3 protein-coding genes are annotated in these 6,985 nt (G+C 65.5%); 2 read left to right on the top strand and 1 reads right to left on the bottom strand.

All coding sequences use genetic code 11. From position 1 onward, the window contains the following. Positions 1–369: 369 nt before the first annotated feature. The gene (locus ACTO3O_RS09590; protein WP_298080864.1) at positions 370–5,013 is read right to left on the bottom strand and encodes a translocation/assembly module TamB domain-containing protein; all 4,644 of its coding nucleotides are present in this window, start codon (positions 5,011–5,013) and stop codon (positions 370–372) included. A 308-nt stretch (positions 5,014–5,321) separates the two neighbouring features. Between ACTO3O_RS09590 and ACTO3O_RS09585 the strand changes: the two genes are divergently transcribed. Beyond that, on the top strand, positions 5,322–6,026 hold the full coding sequence (locus ACTO3O_RS09585) for a tetratricopeptide repeat protein (protein ID WP_297829762.1): 705 nt from the start codon (positions 5,322–5,324) through the stop codon (positions 6,024–6,026). A gap of 178 nt (positions 6,027–6,204) precedes the next feature. Further along, on the top strand, positions 6,205–6,759 hold the full coding sequence (gene ribH, locus ACTO3O_RS09580; RefSeq protein ID WP_297624452.1) for a 6,7-dimethyl-8-ribityllumazine synthase: 555 nt from the start codon (positions 6,205–6,207) through the stop codon (positions 6,757–6,759). The last annotated feature ends 226 nt before the right edge of the window (positions 6,760–6,985 follow it).

Here is a 6,985-nt window from a genome sequence, read left to right as displayed (position 1 = left end):
CCCACAGTCCAAATCTCAGTCCCAAGCTCGACCCAGCGCAGCAGGAAAACCGTAACCGCTTTTCCCGCCCGAAGAACAGACACAGCCCCAAGCTCGCCCCAATTCTCCGCCCCGTGTGCGCCCCATTGCGGCTCCGCTTGCGCTCCGCCGCTCTTTCGCGCGCCTTGGGAAATCTTGTCAAAACGCGCCAGCGCATTTTGACAAGATTTCCCTCTTTAGGCGGGGGCGCGCGTCTGTCCTACGAGAGGGTACTGCCCTCGGGCCGGGCAGGCCCCGCGTGCCCGCGGCGGGCAAATGGCAGCCTCTACCCAAACAACTAACAGCAGTCTCGCCCCGGTTCTCTATTCCCCGCAGGCCGCGGAAACCGCCCTACCGGCGCGTCGTCGAGTCCGCTGCCACGGGAGCTACAGAAGGAGCTGCCGGAGATTCGGGAGCTCCCACTGCGGAGCGACGCCGACGACGACGCTCCTGACGCGCCGCGCGGCGCTCCCGAGCTGCCGCGCGCCAACGACGATAGCGTTCCTGAAGGTCTTTCCAGCTCTGGAACTCCTGCCGGTAATAGACCCCTACCCCGTTGTCCTGCAACCCCTGCGACTCGTCGAAGCGGTCGATCGTCCGCGTGAACCCCTTGACCTTCAGCGACCCCGACTTGTTCAGCACCCACGTCAGGTAGCCGTCCACCGAGAGCGGATTGTTCGTCACCTGATAGGCCCCCCGCTGTCCCACATCGTAGTTGCCCCCCACCTCCAGCGAGAGCTTGTTCGCAATCAGATCCGCCCCCACGTCGAAGGTCACCTCCTCCGACGTCAGCTCGCTCGAGGGGCGATAGCCGAAGCGGATGTTGTAGTTCGAACCCGAAATCAGGTTGCTGATCTGGTTCGAGAGGAACTCCATCCCGGCGATCCCCGCCAGCGAACCGCTCATCGTCCCGATGGCATTCGTCTGGTCGTCCGGCATGAAGCTGTTCGAGAGCATCAGGTAGGCGAACTGCATCGTCGTCGCCTCCTCCGTATTGAGCAGGTTGCGGAGCAGGTTTTTGGTCTCGGGATCGGCCCCCGGAGCCGTCACCGACAGGCGGATCGTCGGATCGAACAGCCTGTCCGTCAGATGGATCCCGCAACTCACGTTGACATTCCCGCTGCCCGTCCCGCTCCCCTGCGCATTGGCCCCCAGGAGCGGTTTCAGCGACGTCCGGACGCGATAGGCCGCGTCGATGTTCACCAACGGGTCGGCCGGATCGCCCGTCCACTGGATCGAACCGCCCGGCTGGATCACGAAGTACTTGTTGGCCAGCACCCCGTAGAGCGTAAAGAGATACGTCCCCTCCGTAATGTCGTACTGTCCGTCCATCGTGAAGATGTCGCGCGCGGGGACGATGCGCATCCGGAAGCGGCCGTTGCCGCGCCCCCGGATCACGTCGCCGAGCCGCGGGTCGAGGACGATCTGGGCCTCGGTATTGGGCAGCGCCGTGAGGTTCAGGTCGACCGAGAGCTCGCTCTTGGTGCGCCTGCGCCGCGGCCGGCGGAGCTGTCGCCGGAACTGCTCGACACGGTCGACCGGCGTGCGGGCCGGGGGCTCGACGAACGAGATGAAGTCGGCCTCGGCGATGGTCGAGACCTCCGAAAGGGGGAGCACGAAGGTCGAGCTGCGCGCCGTCTCGGCCCGCACGTCGATCTCCGTGCGGTAGTCGTCGCCCGTGACCGAAAAGGCCCCCGTGCCGTAGATCCGTCCGTAGAAGTCCGGGTTGTCGGCCAGCGCGGTGTTCAGGCAGAGCAGGTCGCGGAAATCGACCTTCACGCCGAAGCGGAGCTGGCGGAAATAGCGGCTGTCGAACCAGGCCGAGATGGCGCCCGTGCCTCCGTCGCCGTCGCTGAGCGGAGACGGAGGCAGCTCGAAGCGGTTGTTCGTGACGGTCACCGGCCCCGAAAGGGTGTACCGCGCCCGCGTATAGGCCACCGTGGCGGTATATTCGTCCACGCCGATCGTCCCGTTCAGCAGCGGCCCCCCTTCGGGGCCGCCGGTCAGGGCGAGCTTCGTCCGCGCCCGACCCCGCGTATCGACGAGCACGCCCTGCAACAAGGGCTCCAGCAGGGCCATGTCGAACCGCGGGATGTCGAAATCGACCCGGTAGCGCCGCTCGCGGCTGTCGTAGTAGCCCGCGATCGGGGTCGCCCCGTCGGGGGTGTCGGCGGCGAAGCGCACCCACCGCCGTTCGCCGTCCCACCGGCTGCGGAAGTCGGCGGTACCGAGCTGGTGCTGGTTCATGGCGAAGGAGTCGATCCGGAGGTCGGCCCCGAACTGCAAGGCGCCGAAGGGGGCGACGAGCTCGGCGAGGCCGTCCATGCGTCCGCCGATGCGGTAGCCCTGTCGCTGGACGAGCCGCGTGAGGGGCGAGAGGTCGAGCCGGTCGAACCGCACGCGCAGGGTGTCGCTCTCGACGGCCGAGGCGCGCCCCTCGATCGAGAGCCGCTGGTCGCCGCTCCGCACGCCGAAACGACGGAAGCCGATCCCCGTGGAGTCGACCAGGAGGTGTCCGGGCTGGACGAACCACTCGCGCCCTTCGACCCGGAAGGAGGTGGGATAGAACCGGACGTCGAGCTGCGGCAGCCCCGCGGCGGAGCGTCCGATGGTGGTGGAGGTGCTGATCAGCGCGCGGTTGCCGTTCTCGGGATTCTCGAACCGGGTGGCGAGGGCGATGCGGTTGTGGCCGACGCCGCCGACGACCGACATCCGGGGCAGGTCGAGCGGCCCGATGCCGAACTGTTCGGCGAAGGCGTAGACCGAAACGGAGTCGCCGCGGTTGCGGCACTCGACGGTGAGGTCGCCGACGTAGAGGTTCCGCCGCAAGATGTAGTCCGACCGGACGCTGAGGTTGAATTCGTCGCGCGCGGGGTCGAAAAGGAAGCCGACGGAGGTACCTTCGGCCACCTCCAATCCCGGGACGAAGATGGCGGCGACGTTGTTGGCCTGTTTGACGTCGATTTTCAGGAGGTAGTAGCCCTCGGTTCCGGCGGCTGCGGAGTCGGCGGCAGCCGTCGGCCCGGCAACAGCAAGGGATGCGGCCCGGGCGACGGTATCCGGCGCCGAGAGCGAGGGCAGGTAGCGCCGCAGGGAGTGGCGGAAGAAGCGGAAGAAGCGTTCGTATTGGGCGGCTCCGCGCAGGTCGGCGTCGGCGAAGTCGGAACGCATGGAGAGCCGCCGCGAGCGGGCGCTGCTGCGGGCTTCGAACCGGATGGCGCCGGCATGGACGGTATCGAGGGGGTTGACGTAGGCGAGGCTGTCGATTTCGGCGTGTCCGTTCAGGTCGTCGAGGTTCGTCCCGGCGGCGTGGGCCCGGCAACGCATGGCGAGCCGCGAGAGGGTGTCGCGGCGGTTGAAGCCGAGGGCGACGAGGTCGGCGCGGCGCAGGGCCAACTCGAAGTCGTAGGCGGGCACCGGGTCGCGCAGGTCGAGCCGCCCTTCGGTGGTGAAGTCGAGGTTGGGGTCGGAGGATTCGATGCGCCCCTGGAAGATGCGCCCGGCCCAGCGGCCGTTCATCCGGATGCCGTGGTAGGCGTAGTCCCGGAAGTCGAGCCGGTCGATCGTGGCGTCGGTGGCCAGGGCGAGCTCTCCGCCGTCGGTCACGACGTCGACGCCGGCGGAGAGCGAGACGGCCCCCAGGCGCGGCTGGCCGAGCAGCGTGCCGAGTCCGAAGGCTTCGGTGGCGAGGTGGCCGGTGAAATGGGTCTGTCCCTCCCGCTCGCCGGGCATGAAGCGCAGGGTACCGCCCACCAACCCTTGGGCGGTGGTGAGCTCGCCGGTGGCGGTGAAGTCGCGCACAAGGCCGTCGAAACTCCCTGTAAATCCGATGGTTCCGGCGCGCTGCAAGAGGGCGGCGAGGCCCGGTTTCAGGTGCCGTCCGGCGGCGGCCTCGCCGTAGATGCGGCCGATCTCGTCGCCGTCGGTCTCCAAGCGGTCGATGCCGATCCGCAGCCGTGTCCGGGCCACATCGGGCAGCCCTCGCAGGGCGAACGTGGCGTCCAGCCGGGTGGCTCCGTTCCGTGCGCCGCGCAGCCGACCGGCGAGGTCGTCCACGGTGCCGCTCACGGCGAGGGAGTCGAACGAGAGGGCGGCGCCGATCTCGGCCGGACGGCGCAGAAAACGGGCGATGGTCTGGTAGGAGACGGAGGAGGGCGAGGCTTCGAGATCGATCCGCACGGCGTGCGGGAAGTCGTTCAGCGCGGCCCATCCGCCGTCGAAGCCGAGGTCGGCACGGCGCAGGTGGAGCACGGACAAAGGGGTCTCGGCCCGCAGGCGGTCGACCCGGATGCCGCCGGGCCCGGCGGCGATCTGTTGCGCGCTGAGGTGGCGGAGCCGGAAGCCGCTCTTTTCGTTGAAGTTAAGGTGTTCGATCCGCAGGGCGACGGAGTCGTCGCGCAGGGCGATTTCGCGGGCCTGGAAATAGAGGCCCTGAATATCTAAATCACTGAAATTTACCTGATTGCTACGCCCTTCGCCCGGCCCGCCGTCGGGAGCGCCGCGCAGGGTGAAGCGCAGGCCGAGGAGGTTGAGTTCGCGGGCGGTGAGCCGCAGCCGGACGGGGCGCGGCGGGTCGGGACGCAGCCGCCGGATGACGTATCCGAGGTTGGTCTCCTGTTCGGCGGTGTCGCGGGCGATGTGCAGCACGCCGTCGTCGAGCGAGACGACGCCGAGCGCCACGCGGCCCCCGAAGAGGTCGAGTCCGTCGATGCCGGCCTCGACGCGCCGCACATATAATAAGGTGTCGGCCGGTCGGAAGGGGTCTTTGACGCACAGTCCGCTGACCTCCAGGCGGTTGAAGAAGGCGATGTCGACGCGGTCGAGGGTGAGTTCGGTGCCGATGCGTTCGGAGAGCTGCCGGGCGAGCCGCTGCACGACGAAGGTCTGCACGGCGCCGATCTGCAACAGCAGTCCGGCCACGAGGGGCAGGACGACGGCGGCGACCAGCAGCCATGACAGGCCGACGAGGAGGCGTTTGAGGATTTTCCGAAGCATACGGGAGGGAGCGTGCCAAGGGGCGTTCGCGGCGTTTTTCGCGGCCTTACAGCCGGTTTACGGGGCCGCCGCGGAGGCGTTTTCGCGCCGGAACAGGGCACACGGCCTTGCAAAGATAAACAAAGATCAGCAGGTTTGGGGCCTTTCGTCCTGCACTTAAATCGGGAAAAAAGCGGCGTCCGGTTTTCGATTTCGCCGAAAAACCGTTACTTTTGCGCTCGACGAAAGGCCGCGCGAACACCGAAGCGACTCGGACAAGCGGCACGGAACGATCTAACTATCACGAAAACAACGAACACTACCACACCATGGCAGAAAAACATAACAAACAGGTCAATCCGGATCCCGAACAGGTGATCGAACAGAGCCTCGGACGTTTCGAACTCTTTATCGAACGCAACGGGAAAACCCTTCTGGTGGCGCTCGGCGCGATTATCGTCCTCGTCGGGGGGTATTTCTCGTACAAATACCTCTACCTCGCTCCGCGGGCCAAGCAGGCGTCGGCAGCGATGTTCGAGGCGCAGAACTATTTCGAACGCGACTCGTTCGCGCTGGCGCTCAACGGGAATGCGGCGTTCGACGGATTCCAGACGATCGCGGAACGGTACGGGAATACGCCGCAGGGGAATCTGGCCAACCATTATGCCGGGATGTGCCACCTCTATCTGGGTGATTTCCAGCAGGCTATCGATGCTTTCGCAAAATACGACGCGTCGAAAGACAATGCGGCGGCGGAGTTGATCGGGGCGCAGAACCTGGGGTTGCGGGGCGACGCGCATGTCGAGCTGGGGAACTTGGAGCAGGGGGCGGCGCTGTATGAACAGGCGGCGAACTTCAGCGACAATGTGGCGACGACGCCGGTCTACCTGAAGAAGGCGGGGATGATTCACGAACAGGCGGGGCATGCGCAGCAGGCTTTGCAGCTCTACGAACGGATTCGGAACGAATATCCGCGGAGTATTCCGGCACGGGATATCGAAAAATTCATCGCGCGGGCGCAACAGCAATTGTAATCTTTTGTCACCCAGAGCATTACAGCTCAACGACAGAGACTGATTCACCATACGAAGGCGGGGAGAGGACACGCGCTTTTCCCCGCCTTTTTACTTTCGTCCCCCTCGGCGTGGAACGCCTTTTGCTTCTGTTCCGGAACGGGCGGGGACTTTCGCTGACCAATTGAAGATCTTGCTTATGGCTTCCGAACTGAAAAATCTATCCGTTTTCGACCGACCGGTACCGCCGGCCAACGAAATGTCGTTCGGCATCGTTGTCGCCGAATGGAACCACGAAATTACCTCGGCACTGCTCAACGGGGCGGTCGCCACGCTCCGCGCGGCGGGGTGCGCTGACGACAAGATCAGTGTCAAATGGGTGCCGGGCACGTTCGAACTGGCCATGGGGGCGCAGTACTTCGCCGAGTACACCAATGTCGATGCGGTGATCGTCCTGGGGTGTGTGATTCAGGGAGATACGAGGCATTTCGACTTCGTCTGCCAGGGGGTGACCAGCGGGGTGCAGCAGATGCAGTTGAGTTGGAACATGCCGATCGCGTTCGGGGTGCTCACGACGAACGACCGCCAGCAGGCGATCGACCGGGCGGGCGGAAGGCTCGGAAACAAAGGCGACGAGGCGGCGGCGACGGCGATCAAAATGGTAGCTCTGCAACGCGAGATGGAGGCGGAGGACAATGGCGAGGTGGCGACGGCGGCGGGAGCGGCGGCGGAAAACCATCCGGTGGTCAATTGATTCTCAAGGCTTAGTCTTTGCGCTATTTTTACGGCAGCGCCGCTCTTCGGAACCTCCGAAGAGCGGCGTTTTTCTCTCTTTAGGGCGAGCTATCGCTTCGATTTGGTTGGGTTGGGTTTGAAAGGCCCGCCCCGGGCTTCCGCGACGCGGGCAGCAATGGACGATTGGGAGATCTGATGGGCATCGGAAATGACGGATTCAGCTATTCGTCGTCGGTGGAGGGCAG

Source organism: Rikenella sp. (assembly GCF_056799795.1).
The sequence above is the reverse complement of the archived record's forward strand: the minus strand, read 5'-3'. Positions and strand labels throughout refer to the sequence as shown.